The organism is Streptomyces sp. NPDC002676 (genome assembly GCF_053592455.1).
Genome location: NZ_JBSFVT010000002.1, coordinates 436,547 through 454,476, shown reverse-complemented (window position 1 = coordinate 454,476; position 17,930 = coordinate 436,547). Strand labels below are relative to the sequence as shown.

General features: G+C 70.8%; 13 protein-coding genes. 6 read left to right on the top strand and 7 right to left on the bottom strand.

Annotation, left to right across the window (positions count from 1 at the left end):
• Positions 1–31: 31 nt before the first annotated feature.
• From ACWD3E_RS09140 to ACWD3E_RS09125, 4 genes are all read right to left on the bottom strand, one after another.
• The gene (locus ACWD3E_RS09140) at positions 32–1,009 is read right to left on the bottom strand and encodes an SMP-30/gluconolactonase/LRE family protein (RefSeq protein WP_451386891.1); all 978 of its coding nucleotides are present in this window, start codon (positions 1,007–1,009) and stop codon (positions 32–34) included.
• Between the two features lie 126 nt (positions 1,010–1,135).
• Positions 1,136–1,588 (bottom strand): hypothetical protein, encoded by a 453-nt coding sequence (locus tag ACWD3E_RS09135; RefSeq protein ID WP_451386890.1) that lies wholly within the window; start codon positions 1,586–1,588, stop codon positions 1,136–1,138.
• 128 nt (positions 1,589–1,716) lie between these two features.
• Positions 1,717–2,937 (bottom strand): carbohydrate-binding protein, encoded by a 1,221-nt coding sequence (locus ACWD3E_RS09130; RefSeq protein WP_451386889.1) that lies wholly within the window; start codon positions 2,935–2,937, stop codon positions 1,717–1,719.
• Between the two features lie 114 nt (positions 2,938–3,051).
• Positions 3,052–5,673 carry a TIM-barrel domain-containing protein gene (locus ACWD3E_RS09125; protein ID WP_451386888.1) on the bottom strand — a complete coding sequence of 874 codons (2,622 nt, stop codon included), beginning with the start codon at positions 5,671–5,673 and terminating at the stop codon, positions 3,052–3,054.
• Positions 5,674–5,990: 317 nt separating this feature from the next.
• Here ACWD3E_RS09125 and ACWD3E_RS09120 point away from each other — a divergent pair, with 317 nt between their 5' ends.
• The gene (locus ACWD3E_RS09120; protein ID WP_451386887.1) at positions 5,991–8,630 is read left to right on the top strand and encodes a glycosyl hydrolase; all 2,640 of its coding nucleotides are present in this window, start codon (positions 5,991–5,993) and stop codon (positions 8,628–8,630) included.
• 54 nt (positions 8,631–8,684) lie between these two features.
• Here ACWD3E_RS09120 and ACWD3E_RS09115 read toward each other — a convergent pair whose 3' ends face one another.
• Positions 8,685–9,203, bottom strand: coding sequence for a hypothetical protein (locus ACWD3E_RS09115; protein ID WP_451386886.1), 519 nt, complete (start codon positions 9,201–9,203; stop codon positions 8,685–8,687).
• A 211-nt stretch (positions 9,204–9,414) separates the two neighbouring features.
• Between ACWD3E_RS09115 and ACWD3E_RS09110 the strand changes: the two genes are divergently transcribed.
• From ACWD3E_RS09110 to ACWD3E_RS09095, 4 genes are all read left to right on the top strand, one after another.
• On the top strand, positions 9,415–11,658 hold the full coding sequence (locus ACWD3E_RS09110) for an RICIN domain-containing protein (protein WP_451386885.1): 2,244 nt from the start codon (positions 9,415–9,417) through the stop codon (positions 11,656–11,658).
• 89 nt (positions 11,659–11,747) lie between these two features.
• Positions 11,748–12,557, top strand: a complete 810-nt coding sequence (locus tag ACWD3E_RS09105; RefSeq protein WP_451386884.1) for an inositol monophosphatase family protein — start codon at positions 11,748–11,750, stop codon at positions 12,555–12,557.
• Between the two features lie 123 nt (positions 12,558–12,680).
• Positions 12,681–15,215: a discoidin domain-containing protein gene (locus ACWD3E_RS09100; protein ID WP_451386883.1), complete on the top strand. Its 2,535-nt coding sequence runs from the start codon at positions 12,681–12,683 to the stop codon at positions 15,213–15,215.
• Between the two features lie 97 nt (positions 15,216–15,312).
• Positions 15,313–15,558 carry a chaplin gene (locus ACWD3E_RS09095; protein ID WP_451386882.1) on the top strand — a complete coding sequence of 82 codons (246 nt, stop codon included), beginning with the start codon at positions 15,313–15,315 and terminating at the stop codon, positions 15,556–15,558.
• 60 nt (positions 15,559–15,618) lie between these two features.
• On the opposite strand, the gene ACWD3E_RS09090 is transcribed toward ACWD3E_RS09095, so the two are convergent.
• Both ACWD3E_RS09090 and ACWD3E_RS09085 read right to left on the bottom strand, forming a co-directional pair.
• Entirely contained in the window at positions 15,619–16,773 is a 1,155-nt protein-coding gene (locus ACWD3E_RS09090; protein WP_451386881.1) for an acyltransferase family protein, read from the bottom strand.
• 193 nt (positions 16,774–16,966) lie between these two features.
• Positions 16,967–17,536, bottom strand: coding sequence for a rhodanese-like domain-containing protein (locus ACWD3E_RS09085; protein WP_451386880.1), 570 nt, complete (start codon positions 17,534–17,536; stop codon positions 16,967–16,969).
• Positions 17,537–17,612: 76 nt separating this feature from the next.
• Between ACWD3E_RS09085 and ACWD3E_RS09080 the strand changes: the two genes are divergently transcribed.
• Positions 17,613–17,894 carry a metal-sensitive transcriptional regulator gene (locus tag ACWD3E_RS09080; protein ID WP_451354153.1) on the top strand — a complete coding sequence of 94 codons (282 nt, stop codon included), beginning with the start codon at positions 17,613–17,615 and terminating at the stop codon, positions 17,892–17,894.
• The last annotated feature ends 36 nt before the right edge of the window (positions 17,895–17,930 follow it).

The following is a 17,930-nucleotide window of genomic DNA, read 5'->3' as shown; positions in this document are numbered from 1 at the left end:
GCGAGCGGACCTGTGGCCAGCGGTTCAGTGGCTAGCGCGCGAGGTAGTGCCGCAGCCGGGCGAGGAGGAGGTTCGCGTCCTGCCGGGTCTCGTACGCGGCGCTCGGCACGTACACCGTCCGGCCGCGTACGGCCACCGAGGTCGGGTTGGACAGCCCCTCCTGCCGGCCGAGGAGGACCGTGCTGCTGCCGTCGCTGCGGACCAGGACGAGCCGGCTGCTCGTGTTCAGCGTGACGAGCACGGCGCTGCCGTGGCCGGGGAAGTCGAAGTCGTCGATGCCCGCGAGCCCGCGGTGCCGGGTCTCCACGGGCCCGGCGGAGCCGTCGTCGCCGACGGGGATGCGCAGCAGCGTTTCCCGGTCGGTGTTGGACACCCACACGGCTCCCCGGTGGACCTTGATGCCGTTGGCGCCGAAGCCGGGGGCCGGCGGCGAGGGCAGCGGGTGGAGGTCCGCCGCCGTGGCCCAGGCCGTGGCCGTACCGCCCGAGCGAGGGACGCGCCAGACGGTGCCGAGGGCCGAGTCGGCCACGTAGAACACGCCCCGGCGCTCGTCCAGGGCCAGGCCATTGGGGTAGCTGGTCGGCGGAAGCCGGACGATCTGCACCGGGGCGCCGCCGCCGGGGTCGAGGCGCCAGATGCCGGTCCTGCTGGTGCCGGTCACGTAGTTGACGTACAGCGTGCCGTCGTGGGTCCGGACGATGCCGGTGACGACGGCTTCGTGCACGAGCGGGGAGTTCGGGTTCGCCTCGGCCGGCAGCCTCGCCAGGATCCGGGTGTGCCCGTCGGGGGTGACGCGGGCGACCTGTCGGGCGAACGCCAGGGTGAGGTCGGCCGAGCCGTCGCGTTCGAGCGCGATGTTCTCGGGCGTCTGCCCGGCGGCCAGGTCGAAGTGGGCGACGATATGCGGTTCGGTGAACGGCCGGTCCTGCCCGGCGGCCTGAGCGGCCACGATCAGGCCGAGGGCGAGGGCTGCCGTGGCGGCACCCGCCAGGCGGGGAAGTCTGGGCAAGGGTGACCTCTCTTCGGACGGCGCACGAGGCGTCGACGTACTGGATCACCACCATGATGCAGCGTCAGCCCAAGGCGCAGGCCGCCGTGGCCGCAGGGTTCGCCCGCGCGGCCCACTGCCGCGCGCTCAGTCCCAGAGCGGGTAGGTCATGACCTGCTTGAAGCCGTCCGGCCGGGGGCCGGTGTAGGTCAGGCTCATCTGGCCGTAGCGCTGCACGGACGGGTGCTTCTTCCAGGGCTTGGGCTCGTCGAGCCGGACGATCACGGGGTAGCCGTGGAAGGTCCCGGCCGCGCAGTACGGGTCGCAGTCGTTGACGTAGTTCACGCCCGTGGCCGTCGCCCCACCCGGGCTCCACTGGGTCCAGTGGAGCCCGGTGAGGCGGCTGTTGCCGTCGCCGCAGGCCAGGATGAAGTCGGCCGGGCGGACGTTGCGTTGCCAGAAGCAGTCGACCAGCACAGGCCGCGGGGGCCTGGCCGTCGGCGTCGGGGAAGGCGGGCTGGCCGAGGCCGTGGTCATGGCCGCCGTGAGCAGGGCTCCTGCCGCGAGGGTGATCGCCGTTCCCGTCACTGATCCGCGCATGGTCGCTCCCACCCGTCGTGCCATGTCCGAGCGCGTGCACCTCGACGCTACGACCGTCCCGCCGTTTGCACCAGTCGCGCAGGTCGCACCGCGTGTCAGCCGTGACAGGGCGGGGCCGGGGCCATCGATCAGCAGGCGCCCTCGTCCTGCCACGGGCCCCACTGCGAGGCGCCGGGCACCTCGTTCTGGGTCCACCACTTGGCCTTCCAGTTGTGCTTGTTGTACGAGACCTCGTTGCCGGCCGTGTACACCGCCGACGCGCTCCAGGTGGCCTTGCAGGACGTCGGCGTGGGCGTGGGAGTGGGCGTCGGAGTCGGTGTGGGCGTGGGGTTCGGCGGGGTGACTCCGGCGAACTTCACCGAGTACTCGGCGAAGTCCCAGGAGCTCTGGGGCACGCTGGAGCAGGTCCCGGACGTACGGCCGCCGTTGTCGGCCGGGGTGCACTGGCGGTCGCGGTTCAGAGACCAGAACGTGAACCGGTCCATGTTGTGGCTCGTGGCGTAGTCCAGCACCGTCTGGAAGTCGGCCTGCGTGAAGTACTCACCGGTGTCGCTGCGGCCGTTCATGCCGGAGAAGCCCTCGTGCGCGTACGCGGTGGCCTGGTCCCAGCCGAAGGTGGACTGGAGGATCGCGTTGAAGTCGGTCAGCGCGCCGGTCTGGCTCGCGGCCCCGTTGAAGCCGCCGTCGAACGGCATGATGGAGAAGTTGTTCGGGGTGAAGCCCTGCGCCTTCGCCTCCAGCAGCATCTGCTTGCCGAACCAGCCGGTGCCGTCCGCCGTGCCGGCCGTGGTCACGGAGACGTACAGACCCGGGTTGTTCTGCTGGAGGATCTTCGCGGCGCCGATCTCGTTCTTGATGGCCGCCGTGTTCTCGTACTCCGGCTCCTCCAGGTCGAAGTCGATCGCGTGCAGCCCGTACTTGGTGATGACCTGCTGGTACGCCGCTGCCGTGGACGCCGCGTCCGCGCAGGCCTGGCCCAGCTTCGTGCCGCCGTAGCCGCCGACGGAGACGGACACGTCACCGCCCTTGGCGCGGATCGTGCCGATCACCGACTGGACGGCGGTGTCCGAGGAGACCGCGGCGGTGCCGCCCCAAGTCGGCGAACAGCCACCGCCGTTGGGGGCGAGGATGAACGCCAGCTGGAAGGCCTTGAGGCCGGTGGCGTCCATGATCGTGGATGCGTCCGGCGGGTCGTTGTCCAGCGGCATCAGATAGGGGGCGGCGGCGTACCAGCGGTTCGCGAGCGCGGTGGTCGCGCCCGAGGCGTCGGCCGCGGTGAGCGCGGTGGTGCCCGCGGCGGCGAGCGTGACGGCCGCCGCCGCGCCCAGACATGCGTGAAGACGTCTCACGGGGAGCCTCCAGAGGGTGGGGGTGAGGAGCCCCCACCCTCCGGGAGCTGTTGCGGTCACGTCAATCAGTTGGACTAGACCAACATTCACTTTGGACTAGACCATACGATTTCTTTACCTCCCGTCGACCAGTTGAACGGTGAAGTCGCGGTCCAGCGGCAGGCTCGGCGTCGTGATCGTCGTGACGTGGCTGTCCGCGTCGTACGACCAGGCGGAGTCCGGCAGTTGGCGCCCGTCGACCAGCACCCGCGCGGGCGCGTGGTCGCCGTGCACGGTGAACCGGTACGTCCGGGCGTCCACCTTGCCCGCGTAGGCGCCCTTGCTCGCGCCGACCGCCACCGTCGTCTCGGCGGCGCCGGTGTGCACGGACACCCGCTGGGAGGCCGCCGCGCCCTTGGCGAAGTCACGCGTCACGCCGTCGTCCTCGTACAGCGTGTAGTGGCTCGTGCCGTGCGCCGACGGGTAGAGGTCCCAGTCCAGCTCGTGCCGGTCGCGGGTCTGCCAACTGGTCGTCCCCTTGGGCCACATGGGGACGATCGCACCTTCCCGCACGAACAGCGGGAGCGTGTCGAGCGGGGCGTGGTAGCCGTTCAGGGTGGTGGGACCCTCGTAGGTTCGGCCGGTCCAGTAGTCGGTCCAGGTGCCCTTCGGCAGGTAGATGCCGTCGCGGGTGTCCGAGTCCTGGTAGACCGGCGCCACGAGGAAGTCGCGGCCGGACAGGAACTCGTACTTCGCCTGAGCGCCAAGGGTGTTCGGGTCGTCCGGGTACTCCAGCCACAGCGGACGCACCGAGCCCACGCCCGTCTTCGCCGCCTCGGCGGACAGCGTGTACATGTACGGCAGCAGCCGCTCCTTCAGCTGCAGGTACTTGCGGTTGATGGAGGTGTACGGCTCCCCGTCACGCCACGGCTGCTGGTCGGCGGGCTTCCTGGTGGTGATGTCGCTGGCCCAGCCGTCCATCGTCATGATGGCCGGGAGGAACGCCTTCCACTGGAGATCGCGGGCGTACATCTTGGGGTCGTGCCGGTAGATGCTGCCCACGTCACCGGTGTTGTAGGCGATGCCGGACATGGTCGCCCCGGCGTACGTCGGGATCTGCCAGCGGATGTAGTCCCAGGACAGCTTCTGGTCGCCGCTCCACAGCACGCCGCAGCGCTGCGCGCCCGCCCAGGACACCGGAAGCCACACGAACCCGCGGGCGTCGCTGTTGTCCTCGATTCCCTTCTTCGCGGCGTCACAGGCGTCGAGCGCGAACTTGTAGCCGTTGCCGACCCAGGCCACGTCGAGCTTGGCCACCCGCTGGCCCGCCTTGACCTGGTCGGCCAGCTTGTCGATGCCGTCCTGCGTCCACAGGCCGAGCTGGGCGTGGTGGTCCTGGAGCCCCTTGGCGGTCTGCTGCAGGTTCTCGTACCCGCAGCCGTAGCCGTCGTTGACCAGCATCCAGCCGAGCGGCATCTGGTTCTCGGTGTATCCGTCGGCGATCTTCAGCGCGTCCAGGGTGTGCCGCTCGCCCCGGTTGGCGTTGTGCAGGTAGCAGTCGGAGTCGCCGGGTTCGAGGCCGTAGACCGGCGGCATGAAGGGCCTGCCCGTCAACGCCGTGTACTTGCGGATCACTTGCTTGGCGTCACCGAGGAAGTAGTAGGCGTCCAGGCGGCGTTCCTGCTGGCCCGTCGTCACCGGCGAATTGAAGGTGTACACGCCCGGGGCGAAGGTGTTGCGGAAGACGCCGTAGCCCGCGCTGGAGAGGTAGAACGGCTGCGAGTTGTTGTAGCCGCCCTCGTTCCAGTCGAAGCTGTTGGCCACGTACATGGTCTGCCCGCGGTGCGAGAAGCTGCCGTTCTGCTCGCCGCCGCCGAAGAACTGCTCGTCCGCGCCCCGCTCCAGGCTCTGCCGCATCCCGCCGGTGGACCAGCGCAGCGGCTTGTCCTCCTGCCAGATCCGGGTGCGGTTGTCCGGTTTGTACAGACCGAACCGCAACGGGCTCTTGTACACGCGCAGGACGGCCTCGGGGGAGCGGATGCCGTAGTAGTCGCCCGCGTCGAAGGATGAGGTGTGCCGTTCGGGGGTGGGCTGGTCGCGCACGATGGCGGTGCCCGCCGGATCGCTCAGCGAACCGGACGGGTCGGCCTGGAGCCGGAGTTGACCACCCGTGAGGAAGTCGGCGCGGGCTGTCAGCTGCCCGGCCCCGATGGTGTAGCTGCCGTCGCCGCCCGAGAAGGACGTGAGGTCACCGGCGTCCGTGGTCGCGGGCAGATACGCGGTGCCCGTGAAGGAGTTGTCGTGGACGTCGTACGGCACGACGACCACGTGGTACGTCCCCGAGGCGCGCGGGATGACCGTGGCCTCGGGGTCCGCGGTACCGGCGCTGGACGCGACCTGCTTGCCGTGGTCGTCGAAGATGTAGAGGTCGAAGTCGTCGGACGGCCGCTCCCACTTGATGGACAGCGGGACGCCGCCCTCGGGGTTGTCGTCCCAGTAGCCGTCCGGCACGGACACGGTCAGGTCGAAGCGGTCGCAGACCTTGTTGTCGGGGTCGCCGGCGGCGTCGGGGCAGCTCTCGGTGCCGCCGCCGGTGCCCTTGGCGTAGACCGGACTCTGCCAACTGACGCTGCTGCGGGCGGAGTCCAGCACGCCGCCGGACGTGGTGTCGGCGGCTGCGGAGGGTGCCGGGGCGACGAGCAGGGCCTGGGCCAGGGCGGTCGCCAGCCCCAGCGGAATCCAGGCCGGCCACGGCACACGGTGTCGGAGTCTTCGCACGGCGGAACAGCTCCCATCGCACCATTGCGGACTGAGTGTTCTTGCTGAGCTTGCCTTGGTGTAGTGCTCGTATGCGCTCAAAACAAGCACCAATCGAGCAACTTCACGCACGAAGCCTCGGGTTGGCGGAGGTCGATGTCAATACCGCCGACGTATGAGCGGCGGCCTTCGTTCCGCCCTGCGTCCGACTTACTGGCGGGTACGCGTCAAGATTTGGCCAAGTGTTGGACGTGCGCGATTACGCATGATCGGGTCTCCAGCGTCGGCCTTGGCGATGCCTTTTCTTGGAGGTCCTGGTGCCCTTGCCAACCCGCAGTAGACGGTGGATCACCGTCTGCGCGCTCACCGCGTCCGCAGCGCTGGTGGCGATACCCCCGTCCACCGCGTCCGGCCGCACGACCAGCCCCTTTGGTGTCCGCGTCCTCGGTCAACTCGCCAAGGAGCGGGCGCATTCGACGGGCCACATGTCGCCCAGCCTGGCGGCGGACGATGACGACGGCAACGAGGCGGACGAGATAGCCGAGGGTGCCGACCAGTTCGCCGAGGCCCGCACCTCGCCCGGCGTCGTCGCCCCGGGCGCCTACGGCGCCGCCTGGGAGGGAATGAACAACCTTCGTAAGACCGACGGCAGTTGGCGTCACCTCACCGGCCTGCCGTACAACTCCGACGACCCCCGCTACCGCGACATCGACTCCAACTCCAGTGGGGGAGCGGGCAACGTCACCGGCCGGATGGCCGCGGTCGCGGCCGACGACGACGGCTATGTCTACGCGGGCAGCGCCGGCGGCGGGGTGTGGCGCTCGCGCACCGGCGGCGGCCACTGGCAGCCCATCAGCGACCGGCTGCCCGCCCAGACCACCGGCGCCCTCGCCCTGGACCGGGGCGGCCGGCTGTGGCTGGGCACCGGCGAGGCCACCACCAACGCGGACGCCTACCTCGGCAGCGGCGTCTACGTCCTGGCCGACCCGCACGACGGCACCTTCTCCCCGCGCCGCCGGGTCGGCGGCGACGAACTGGAGAGCACCACCATCCACCATCTGCGCTTCGGCGGCGGCAAGGTGTGGGCGGCCACCAGCGAAGGCGTGTGGAGCCACTCCACGAAGCGGCTGAGCGGCCCCTGGAAGCTGGAGTTCGCGCCCAACCCCGACTATCTGCCGGGCGGTTCCAAGGCGGGCGACCCCAGCGCGCCGTACAAGAACATCACCAACGACATCGCCATCGACCCCAAGGACCCGTCCAAGGTGGTCCTGGCCGTCGGCTGGCGCGGCGGTGACGCCTACAACGGCTTCTACACGAAGACGGGCGGCGCCTGGACGCGGATCACCAGCGGCCTCGGTGACCTCCCCGCCGACCCGGAAGGCGTCGGCAACGTCACCTTCGCCCGCGCCGCCGACGGCTCCCGCTACTACGCCATCGACCAGTCGCCCGAGCAGATGGCCGAGAACCCGGACAGCGGTCTGGAAGGCATCTTCGTCTCCAAGTCCGGTTCGCCGACCGGCCCGTGGACAAAGATCGCCGACTACAAGGATCTCGCCGCCGACGGTTCGGCCCTCACCTCCAGCGGCTACATGCCGGGTGTCCAGGCCTGGTACAACCAGTTCCTCACTGTCGACCCGAGCGACCCGCAGCACGTGTACGCGGGCCTGGAAGAGGTCCACGAGACCAAGGACGGCGGCAGCACCTGGTCGGCGGTCGGCCCGTACTGGAACTTCGGCTTCTCCTGCTGGAGCATCGACCCGGCCAAGCAGACCGGTGACTGCCACCAGACCACCCACCCCGACCAGCACGGCGTCGCCATCGGCCGCTACCACGGCAAGAGCTGGGTGTACGTCGGCAACGACGGCGGCGTCTACAAGCGCCCGGTCGCCGGCTCCCAGGACGCCTCCGGCCACGGCACCGACTGGACGTCCCTGAACGACGGCACCATCGACACCCTTCAGTACTACTCGGTCGGCATCGGCAAGGACCTCGACCACGGTGGCCTCGCCGTCACCGGCGGTCTCCAGGACAACGGCCAGTCCGTCCTGCGCGGCGGCGACAAGGTGATGGGCTCCAACTTCGGCGGCGACGGCGGCGACACGCTCGCCGACCCCGCCAACGGCTGCAACATCGCCCAGGAGTACGTCTACCTCGCCGTCCAGGTCACCCAGAACTGCGCGGTCAACGACGGAAGTTGGACCACCGACCCGAGCAAGGTCACCTCGTACGGCGTCGCCCCGCCGGACAACGCCACCAGCGAGGCCCGCTTCATCGCCCCGCTCGCCGCGGACCAGAAGAACAGCGCGACGTGGGTCGCGGGCGGCCGTCACGTCTGGGTGCAGACCCACGGCTACGCCATCCGCAGCGGCTCCGAGTGGACCAGCGCGCACGACTTCGGCCCCGGCCGCGTCGCGACCGCCGTCGCCGCCTCCGGCGGCAAGATCTACGCCGCCTGGTGCGGCCCCTGCAACAACCAGGGCTTCGCCCGCGGCATCGCCGTCGGCAACGCGGACGGCACCGGCTGGCACGACATCAACCTGCCGGTGGACGGGACCGTGCCCAACCGCTACCTCAGCGGCTTCGCCATCGACCCGAAGAACGCCGACCACGTGTTCCTCGCGGTCAACGGCTTCTCCCGGCACTGGACCGAGGGCCCCGGCGCGGGCGTCGGCCACGTCTTCGAGTCCACCGACGGCGGCACCACCTGGCACGACATCTCGGCCAACCTGCCTGACGTGCCGACCAACTCGGCGCTCGTGACGGCAGACGGCGGCCTCGTCGTCGGCACCGACCTCGGCGTCGTCTACCGCGCGCCGGGCCACACCGCCTGGCAGCGCGTCGGCAGCCTCCCGGCCGTCGCCGTCCTCCAGCTCAAGACGGGCCCCGACGGCCGCACGCTGTACGCGGCCACCCACGGGCGCGGCATCTACACCATCAGGCTGCGCGACCTCGACTGAGCACACCGCAGGCTGTAAGGCCGTACGGAACGGGTGACCCCGGTGTCTTCGGGGTCACCCGCTCCGCGCATACGGCACCACGGTCACGTCCAGCGTGAAGACCGTCCGGGCGGCACCGGCCACGTCCGGCGCCTTCGCGGTGACGGTGACCCCGGCGCTGCCGAACCGGGTTCCCGCACACCGCAGGGTGGCCCGGGCACCGCCGCCCGCCGCCACCTGCCAGCCGGCCGGCAAGACCAGGGCGGGCGCGGAACTGTGTACGTCCACCCACCGCTTGTCGTCCACACGCGGCTCCAGGACGAGGGTCACCACGGTTCCGGGCCGCACGCACAGCGCCCGGCGCACCGGGTCGCCCGGGGCCACGCCGACCTCCACCTCGCCGCTCACACACTGCTGCGCCGGGGCAGAGGGCGCCGGGGAGGCTGCCGAAGGGGGCACCGCCGACGACGGCCGTGTGGCTCGCGCGCCGGACGGTCCGCCGCCCGTGCCGCGCCCCGCCGGGGCACCGCACCCCGCCAGCACGACGACGGCGACCACCGCGACCGCCGCGCACCCGCCGACCCAGCACCGCATGGCGAACCTCCGCATCACCCTCCGCCCTCCAGCATGCCCCCGCCTGCGCGCAGCCGCCTGCGCAAGCACACAACCCCCTCGCGAAGACAGAGCGCCCCCGTCCCTCGCTCCGCGAAAGTGCAAGAGGCGGAGCACCGGAGTCCATTGCCGCGGAAACCGCCGGGCCGGATCGTTCCGGTTGCAATCGGCCCTTCGGCAACAAGGAGCATCCGTGCGACTCTTGAGCAGAGCGGGCGGCGCCGCGGCAGCGTTCTCCACGGCCGTCGCCCTGGTCCTGGGCGGCGGCACAGCGTCGCCGGTGTCCGCCGCGACAGCGTCCCCCGTGGCCGCCGCCACCTACAGCGTGACCGTGGGCACACCGGTGCCCTTCACCCACCCGACGGACACCCCCGCGACGCCGTACACCGACAAGGACGGCACCTTCCACTACCAGCAGTCCGCCGCCCTCTACGGCGCGAACGACCCGCGCACCTGGGACTTCTACACCGGCACGGACTTCGACAGCGCGACCTTCGACAAGACGCTCAGCAGGTCGGTGAACCCCGCCAACTCCAACGACCGTAACAGCGACACCACTTGGCGCTGCAACAACAGCCCGACCGGCCGCGAGGCGACGTACGCGCCGAGCGGCTCGGGCTACGCGCAGAAGAACTACTGCGACCTGTCGGGCGTCTGGGTCGACCCCGACACCGGCGCCTGGTACGGCCTCGTGCACAACGAGTTCACCCCGCAGCCCTTCGGTGACGGACTGCACTACGACGCCATCGACTACGCCGTCTCCACCGACCAGGGCCGCACCTGGACCATCAAGGACCACGTCATCACGTCCCCGTACAGCACCAGGCGCGGGGACACCACGGCCTTCCCGAACCAGACGTACTCCTACGGCGACGGCGACCAGCGGCTCTTCGTCGACGCAGCCTCCGGTTACTTCTACGTCTACTACGGCTCGCGGATCATCGACAAGAGCGGCGGCTGGAAGGCGTTCCACGAGCACGTGGCCCGCGCCCCGATCTCCGCGAAGATGGCGCCCGGCTCCTGGCGCAAGTGGTACGGCGGCACCTGGTCCCAGCCCGGCACGGGCGGCCGGGAGAGCAACATCGTCCCCGCCGACGCCGGCCACCCCACCGGCTACACGCCCGTCGCCGACGAGTACGACCCGACGAACACCGGCACCGCCGCCGAGCAGATCGCGGCCGGCAAGATGCCCCCGACCTCGCCCCTGTTCGTCATGAACATCGCCTACGACGCCTACCTCGGCCTCTACATCGGCGAACCGCAGGCCGTGGACCAGAGCGGCAACTCGCCGCAGTACCTGTACGCCACCGACGACCTGGCCACCCAGCAGTGGCACCCGATCGGCGACACCGGCAGCTACACGAACGCCTCCTGGTACCGCTGGTTCCTCGACCGCGCCAACCGCACCAGCTCCACGATCGTCGGCAAGACCTTCCGCTCGTACTGCGCCTTCGGCTGCTCCCACAACGCCTCCGGCGAGTACGTCGACGTCACGATCGGCTCCTCCGCCCCCGCCGCACCGCCCATGGACACCACCCGCAGCTACCGCATCGCGAGCGGGGCGGGCCGTGTCCTCGCCCGGGTCCCCGGCGGCTCCGGCACCACCTCCGTGGCGAGCCCCACCGGCGCCGCCGAGGAGTCCTGGGTCTTCGCCCCGACCGGTGACGGTTCCTTCACCATCGCCAACGCGTCCGGCGGCGGGCTGCTCGGCGTCGACTCCACCACGAAGGCGGGCCGCGCCTGGGGCTCGCGGCCCACGGTGACGGCGGCGCCGACGGGTGGCCCCACGGTCGGCCAGCAGTGGTTCGTGATCCCGGGCAGCCCGGCCGACGGCACCTACCGGTTCGTCAACCGCTACAGCGGCCTCGTGCTCGGCCTGTCCGGAGCCTCCGGCCGCCTCGCCGAGACCACCCCGGTCCGCAACTGGACGGACAGCAGCGGTAGTTCGGTCGGCGGTGGCCGTACGCCGGCCGAGCAGACCCTCTCGCTCACCTCGACCGGAGCGGCTCCCGGCACCCCGGTCATCACCGGCGCCCACACCCTGCGCGCCTCGGGCCGGGCCCTCGACGACCCCGACCACTCCACGGCCGCCGGCACCCAGCTCGTCACCTGGACGCCCAACGGCGGCTCCAACCAGAGCTGGGAGTTCACCCGCCGGTCCGACGGCTCCTACGAGATCCGCAACACCGAGTCCCACCTGTGCGTGGACGTCTCCGGCGGCTCCGCCTCCGCCGGCGCCGCCGTCATCCAGTGGACGTGCACGGGCGGCAGCAACCAGCGCTGGCTCGTCACCGCCGTGCCCGGCGCCGGCTACACCCTCGCCTCGCAGAAGAGCGGCCTGCTCCTGACCACGGCCACCACGGCCGACGGCGCCAAGGCGACCCAGCAGCCCGACACCGGCTCGGCACTCCAGCACTGGGCCATCGACGGGAGCTGACCCGCGTACGGCCGTCCGCGCGGGCGGCCGTACAACCCGTGGCTGCAGAGGCCGAGTTGATCCCGCACCCGGCTGGCTATCCTGCACGCATGACGAAGATCGACATGGCGGCATCGGACGCCGAACTGGCCGTGGCGGCAGCGCAGGCGGGCGCTGCCGTGGTGCGCGAGATGCACGGGGAGCCGCTGGCCCGCTTCGAGAAGTCCGCCGGTGACTTCGCCACGGCGGCCGACCTCGCGGCCGAGAAGGCCATCCTCGACGTCCTGCGCGCCGCCCGGCCCGAGGACGCCGTGACGGGCGAGGAGAGCGGACGCACCGGAGCCGAGGAGGCCCGGCGCCGCTGGCTGGTCGACCCGCTGTGCGGCACCCTCAACTACGCCGTGCGCAACTTGCTCGTCGGCGTGAACGTGGCCCTGCGGATCGGTACGGACATCACGGCCGCCGCGACGGCCGACCCGTTCAGCGGCGAGGTGTTCTGGACCGACGGCACGAGGGCCCGGCTCCGCCTCGACGGCAGGGACGAGGACTTGGCGCCGTCGCCGGATTCCCGGCTGGTGGACATCAACCTCGACCCGCCCTTCCCCAACGCGCCCGGCTTCCAGGCGGCGCGCCTGCTGGCCGAACCGGGCTTCGTGCAGCGGTTCCGGCCCCGGGTGGTCTCCACGACCCTCGCGGTGGCCTGGGTCGCCGCCGGTCGCAGGGCCGCCTACGTCACCGACGGCGACCTGCGCGACAGCGTGCACTTCGCGGCCGGGATCGCCCTGTGCCGGGCCGCCGGCTGCACGGTCACCGGCATCCACGGCCAGCCCCTGCACACCGGCGCGGGCGGACTGATCGTGGCGGCCGACCAGGACACACACGCCGCGCTGCTGGAGCTGGCTGAGCGCCAGCGCCGCTGAATTTCGAGGTTTCAGGTTCCGAAGGCTTGTGGCCCGCTTGACTCATCACTTAAATCAAAACATGAACTAAGCCTTGGGGTCGGCGTCTTGACCCACTTCCGCATGGAGCCATGGAGCCGCAGCATGAAACTGAGAAGCCTGGGCACAGCGCTCGCCGCAGCGGCGGCGCTGATCGCCATGCCCACCACCCACCCACCGGCCGCCGCGGCCGAAACCCCCTTGTCGCAGGGGAAGACGGCCACCGCGTCGTCCGAGGAGAACTACGGCACCGCCGCCGCCAGGGCCGTCGACGGTGACACCGGCACACGCTGGTCCTCGGCCGCCACCGACGACCAGTGGCTGGAGGTCGACCTCGGCGCCACCGCCTCCGTCACCCAGGTGGTGCTCAACTGGGAGACCGCGTACGGCAAGGACTACAGGGTTCAGATATCGAAGGACGGCACCTCCTGGACCGACCTGAAGTCCGTCACCGGTGGTGACGGCGGCGTCGACACGCTCGACGTGTCCGGCCAGGGCCGCTATGTGCGGATGCTCGGCGTGCACCGCGCGACCCAATGGGGCTACTCCCTGTGGGAGTTCCAGGTCTTCGGCTCGACGAGCCAGCCCACCTGCGGCACCGCCAACGCCGCGCAGGGCAGGCCCGCCACCGCCTCCTCCACCGAGAACGCCGGCACCCCGGCTTCCGCCGCCTTCGACGGCAACACCTCCACCCGCTGGTCCAGCCAGGCCGCCGACCCGCAGTGGCTCCAGACCGACCTCGGGTCGGTACAGGACCTGTGCAAGGTCGACCTGAACTGGGAGACCGCGTACGGCAAGGACTTCCAGATCCAGGCCTCGGCCGACGGCCAGAACTGGAGCACCCTCAAGAGCGTCACCGGCGCCGGCGGCGGCACGGCCTCCTACGACGTCAGCGGCTCGGGCCGCTACGTCCGGATCTACGGCACCGCCCGCGGCACCGGGTACGGCTACTCCCTGTGGGAGGTCGCCGTGCACACCGGGTCCACGGGCGTACCGCCCGTCCAGGGCGGCGGTGATCTCGGCCCGAACGTCATCGTCGTCGACCCCTCCACCCCGAACCTCCAGCAGAAGTTCGACGACGTCTTCAAGCAGCAGGAGTCGAGTCAATTCGGCACCGGCCGCTACCAGTTCCTGCTGAAGCCCGGCACCTACAACGGCATCAACGCCCAGATCGGCTTCTACACCTCGATCTCCGGGCTCGGCATGAACCCCGACGACACCCAGATCAACGGCGATGTCACCGTGGACGCGGGCTGGTTCAACGGCAACGCCACGCAGAACTTCTGGCGTTCGGCGGAGAACCTCGCCATCAAGCCGTCCAACGGCACCGACCGCTGGGCGGTCGCCCAGGCGGCCCCCTTCCGCCGCATCCACGTCCAGGGCGGCCTCAACCTCGCCCCGAACGGCTACGGTTGGGCCTCCGGCGGCTACATCGCCGACTCGAAGATCGACGGCACGGTCGGCCCGTACTCCCAGCAGCAGTGGTACACCCGTGACAGCTCGGTCGGCGGTTGGACCAACGGCGTCTGGAACATGACCTTCTCCGGCGTCCAGGGCGCCCCGGCGACCAACTTCGACAGCGGCCCGTACACGACCCTCGACACCACCCCGATCTCCCGCGAGAAGCCGTTCCTCTACCTGGACGGCTCCACGTACAAGGTGTTCGTCCCCGCCAAGCGCACCAACGTCCGCGGCGTCTCCTGGCCGGCCGACGCGGGCTCCTCCCTCCCGCTGGACCAGTTCTACGTCGTGAAGCCGGGCGCGACCGCCGCCACCATCGACGCGGCCCTCGCCCAGGGCCTCAACCTCCTCTTCACGCCCGGCGTTTACCACCTCGACCAGACCATCGACGTCACCCGCGCGAACACCGTGGTCCTCGGCCTGGGCCTCGCCACCCTGGTCCCGGACAACGGCATCGACGCGATGCACGTGGCCGACGTGGACGGCGTGAAGCTGGCCGGGTTCCTCATCGACGCGGGCCCGGTCAACTCCGACACTCTGCTGCGGATCGGCACCCCCGGCGCGACTGCCGACCACTCCGCCAACCCCACCACCATGCAGGACGTGTTCTTCCGTATCGGCGGTGCGGGCCCCGGTCTCGCCACCAACTCCGTGGTGGTCAACAGCAACGATGTCGTCATCGACCACACCTGGATCTGGCGCGCCGACCACGGCAGCGGCGTCGGCTGGGACACCAACCGCGCCGACTACGGCCTCCGGGTCAACGGCGACGACGTGCTCGCCACGGGCCTGTTCGTCGAACACTTCAACAAGTACGACGTGTACTGGAGCGGAGAACGCGGCCGGACGATCTTCTTCCAGAACGAGAAGGCGTACGACGCCCCGAACGCCGCCGCCATCACCCACGACGGCATCGTGGGCTACGCGGCCTACAAGGTCGCCGACTCGGTCGGTACGCACGAGGCGTGGGGCCTGGGCAGCTACTGCAACTACACGGCCGATTCCTCGATCGTGCAGGCCCACGGCTTCCAGGTCCCGGCGACCCCGGGCATCAAGATGCACGACCTGCTGGTGATCTCTCTCGGCGGCAACGGGCAGTACGCCCACGTCGTCAACGACACCGGCGCCCCCACCTCGGGCACGAGCACCGTCCCCTCCAAGGTGACCCAGTTCCCGTAGGCGGACCGGCGTCACCCACCGGGACCAGCAGAACAGACGCGCGGCGACCGGGGTGGGTGTGATGGACCCGTCCCTTCGTCAATCAGTGAGGCGACTCATGCGTGTACGTACCTTCGCTGCAACAGCGCTCGTCGCAGGCGCTCTCGCGCTCGGCGGCTCGACGACCGCATTCGCGGCGGACCCGGACCCGACCACCGGCGTCGCACAGAACAGCCCCGGCGTCTTCTCGGGCAACGTGGTCCAGTTCCCGGTCGACGTCGACGCCAACGTGTGCGGCAACACCATCGGCCTCGTCGGGCTGTTGGACCCGGCCTTCGGCACCTTCTGCAGCAACGCGGGCTGACGCCACCCGTGCGCCGGCCCCCTGCCCAGGGGCCGGCGCACGGTCATGCGGTGGCACGCCTCAGTCGTGCGTCGCGGCAGGCCGGTCGATCGTGCTGAGGCCGCGGCGGCGCAGCAGCAGCCGTCTCGCGGGCCGTTCCACCGCCTCGTACAGCACCCAGGACAACGCGAGCGACACGGTGAACGCGATGGCGGTCACCGCCAGCCCCGCGAGCACACCGAAATGCGGCTTGTTGCCCAGCAGGTGCGTGCCGGCGCGCAGCACCAGCAGGTGAATCATGTAGAAGGCGAACGACAGTTCCCCCAGCCGTACCACCAGCCGGTGTCTCCACAGCGACGGCTGCCCCTGCAGATCCGCGATGGCCGCCGCCGGGATGAGCAGCACGAACCCGGCGAGTGTGCAGACCGTGGCCGAGTAGCCCGGCGTGACCTGCGGGACGAGGAAGTAGCCGATGATCGCCAGGGCCAGCGAGGCCTCCAGCCCGGGCCCTCGCCAACGGCCCAGCACCACCAGCCGGGCGGTGACCGTGCCGAGGACGAACTCGGGCAGCCGGGCGCCGGGGAACGAGTACAGCGACTGGGTCGTCCAGTCGTGGGCGTCCGCCCAGGCCAGCACGAGGACCGCCGCTACCGCCAGCGCGCCCACGGCGGCCGAACCGCGCGCGCCGAGCCTGCGCAGCACCAGGAACAGCAGCGGGAACGACGCGTAGAAGAACGCCTCGCAGGCCAGCGACCAGCTGACCGGATTCAGCGTCTGCCACCACGGGTGCCACCAGGAGTGCAGCAGCAGGGCGTTCGCCAGGGCTTGCTTCGCCGTCGGTCTCGGCTGGTGCGCCAGCGTGTACGCCATCACGAGCGCGACGGCCAGCGTGACCAGGTGCACCGGGTAGATCCGGGCGATGCGCCGCCGCCAGAAGCCCAGTGCGCGGTCGCCGGGTCTCGCGGACCACGTCAGCACGAAACCGGACAGCACGAAGAAGAAGGACACCCCCGTGGCACCGGCTCCGAAGGCCCAGAACACGATCCGGCCGCCGCCACCGCCGAAGTAGCCGAAGTTGTTCACGTGCAGTCCGAACACCAGCAGCGCCGCCATCCACCGCAGTCCCGTGAGGGACGGCAGGGACGTCAGGACGGCCGGCGGGGAGCGTCGGCCGGCCGTCGAGCCGGTTCGGGTGGGCGGCGTCGTCCGGGTGGTCCGGGGCGTCGCCGTGCTCATCGAATCACCTGCCGCAGGGGTTTCGCGTGGGGCATGAAGGGGAGCGTTGCCCGTTCACCGCCGATCCATCACGTCACGTGGCAAACATCACACTGCTGCCGAACGACACAACCGCCGCGATGCTACGGACGGCCGGACCGGTACGCCCGTACGAGTGACCCCTGCCTGGGCGTTGCCCCGCGGGCCGGCGGTGTCAGCCGGCCAGGGCGGCGAGGGTGGCGTCGAGGTCGGTGCCCCGGGGCTGGTTATGGGGGAGCTTGGCGAGGAGCTTGGCCATGCCGCAGGTATTGGTGAGGGCGGAGAAGGCCAGGCCACCGGCGACGCCCGCGGAGAGCAGGCGGACCTTGGGCCAGCGCTGTCCGGCGATCAGCCCGGTCAGGACCAGGGAGCCGGCAGCGAGGCGGACCTGGCGGTCCATGGCCCAGGGGGTCCGGGTGGCGCCGGAGGGCCGGTGGGTGTCGTGGCCGAGCTGCGTCCAGGCGGTGGTGCCACCGGTGAGGGTGGCGGCGGTGATCCCCTGCGCGGCCAGGCGCTCGCCGGCGGTCGCGGAGCGGGTGCCGGAGGCGCACACGACGAGGAGGTCGCCGCGGCCGGCGGCTGTCCTCAGGGCGGGCAGGGCCTGGTCCAGGCGGTCGAGGGGGATGTTGTGGGCGCCGGGCAGGTGACCGGAGGCGTACTCACCGGGGGTGCGCACGTCGATGACGGTCAGCTCGTGCAGGCGGGCGTGGGCCTGGTCCGCGGTGAGGGAAGTGGTGGGTGCCACGGGGACTTTCCTTTGCTGTTCAGTGGTTACCCCTTCGCTAGGATACCCAAGGGGGTATCTCGAAGGAGCGTGGGTCGTGGAACTGTCGATGGCGGCTGAGGAACTGAAGACGGCGGTCAACCGGCTGCGCCGGGCGCAGGGCCAGATCGCCGGCGTGATCAAGATGATCGAGGACGGGCGGGACTGCGAGGACGTGGTGACGCAGCTCGCGGCGGCCTCCCGCGCCCTGGACCGGGCCGGCTTCGCGATCATCGCCACCGGCCTGCAGCACTGCCTGACCGACGGGGACACGGAGACCTCCGAGGACCGGGAGCAGATGCGCGCCCGCCTGGAGAAGCTGTTCCTTTCGCTGGCCTGAGCACAGGTGGGGTGCCATGCACCCCACCGCTCCGGC

Coding starts and splice junctions, on each gene's coding strand:
- ACWD3E_RS09135 (WP_451386890.1), bottom strand. CDS start 1,588: ATGCGCGGATCAGTGACGGGAACGGCGATCACCCTCGCGGCAGGAGCC.
- ACWD3E_RS09115 (WP_451386886.1), bottom strand. CDS start 9,203: ATGCGGTGCTGGGTCGGCGGGTGCGCGGCGGTCGCGGTGGTCGCCGTC.
- ACWD3E_RS09105 (WP_451386884.1), top strand. CDS start 11,748: ATGACGAAGATCGACATGGCGGCATCGGACGCCGAACTGGCCGTGGCG.
- ACWD3E_RS09100 (WP_451386883.1), top strand. CDS start 12,681: ATGAAACTGAGAAGCCTGGGCACAGCGCTCGCCGCAGCGGCGGCGCTG.
- ACWD3E_RS09095 (WP_451386882.1), top strand. CDS start 15,313: ATGCGTGTACGTACCTTCGCTGCAACAGCGCTCGTCGCAGGCGCTCTC.
- ACWD3E_RS09090 (WP_451386881.1), bottom strand. CDS start 16,773: ATGAGCACGGCGACGCCCCGGACCACCCGGACGACGCCGCCCACCCGA.